This window comes from Catenibacterium sp. AM22-6LB, from assembly GCF_003435615.1.
GTDB classification, from domain to species: domain Bacteria; phylum Bacillota_I; class Bacilli_A; order Erysipelotrichales; family Coprobacillaceae; genus Catenibacterium; species Catenibacterium mitsuoka_A.
Genome location: NZ_QTUM01000111.1, coordinates 1 through 1,564, shown reverse-complemented (window position 1 = coordinate 1,564; position 1,564 = coordinate 1). Strand labels below are relative to the sequence as shown.

At 33.1% G+C, this 1,564-nt stretch carries 1 protein-coding gene; it reads left to right on the top strand.

What is annotated here, in order from left to right:
* Window positions 1-116 precede the first annotated feature (116 nt).
* Window positions 117-1,400 (top strand): MYG1 family protein, encoded by a 1,284-nt coding sequence (locus DW269_RS12410; RefSeq protein ID WP_117460326.1) that lies wholly within the window; start codon window positions 117-119, stop codon window positions 1,398-1,400.
* Window positions 1,401-1,564: the final 164 nt, after the last annotated feature.

Genomic DNA, 1,564 nt, shown 5'->3' with positions numbered 1-1,564 from the left:
GACAATAGCAAGCTGCCAGGTCCTTTTTTTATGCCTTCCGACAGGAGGGCTTTTTTATTAGTGTAAGTTTCTTGTAAGAATGATATGATAGATAAGAGTATAAAAGAGGAGATAATATGATTAAGATAGTAGAAGAAAAGGATGCAAAGTTTATAACTCATGCTGGATCATTTCATGCAGATGATGTTATGGCGACAGTCTTATTAGAAATATTATATGAAGATGTTTCACTTGCGAGAGTTGCAGAAATAGATGAAAAAGATACAGATGCTTTTGTCTATGATATTGGTTTAGGAAAGTATGATCATCACCAGGATGATAAAGTAAGAAGAGATAATGGAATTGCTTATTCTTCTGTAGGTCTTATTTGGCGTGACTATGGCATGCAGATCCTTGAAAAATTAGGAATTCAAGATTATATAGAAGATTATTTTTATGATATAGATGATCAGATCATCATGCCTATAGATGCATTGGATAATGGAGAAGGTGAACGCATTTCCATGACTATTTCATCTGTCATTTCTATTAGTAACCCTTTCTGGAATTCACCTATTAGTGGAGATGAAGCGTTTTTAAAATCAGTTGATTTTATGAGAACGGTTTTTCATGTATATATTGAATATTTAAAGGATGTTTATAATAATAATGAACTTGATTGGGATGATGGTTATGATTGGTTAGACCAGGTGATGAAGAAGATTGTCTTAGATAAAGCCAATGAAGCGAGTTGTTTCATCTTTAATGAAGAAGGTGATGCCATAGATATGTGGAAAGAATATGGTGAAGAAATCATAACTTATTACAATAAATCAAGTAAACATGCAGATTTAGGTGTATATGATGTGAATAAGATGTTTGTGCAGCCACTTTCTTTTGAACGTGAAGAAACAGATGAAGTCACTGCTTATCCAGTAGAACAGCTCGCTATCTTAATGGAACATTATCATAAAAATGGTGAACCATTACTTAAAGATATATTTGATACCTGCATTCATTCAGAAGTAAGTAGAATTCAAGGAATGGATTATGTTGAAGCACAAATTGACTTATCAGAACATCATATTATGATTCTAGAACAGTTTGTCCCATGGAAAGGCACGTTACTTAAATCAGAAAGCAATAAAGTGAATGATATCTATTTAACTGTGTTTCCATCTCAAAGAGGAGGATGGAACTTTCAAGGCGTTCCTCTATCGCCAGCAAGCTTTGATACACGTATCAAAGTACCTGAAGAGTGGTGTGGAAAACGTGATCAAGAATTAGTAGAACTTACTGGAGTAGAAGGTGCACGCTTTATCCATCCAGGAGGATTTATTGGTGGTGCTGAAAATTTTGAATCCATTATGGAACTAGCACAACGTATTGTAGAATATACTGAACAAAATAAAACACATTAAACTATTAAACAGGGCTGTCTTATGTGATAAGATAGTCTTTTTTTGATGAAAATAAACAATATGAGAGATTTTTAATATTTTTTATAAAAAAATCAAAAAATATTAAAAAAACACTTTACAAACGTGCGGATATTGGGTATTATAGACAGGCAGTCCGGGAGACG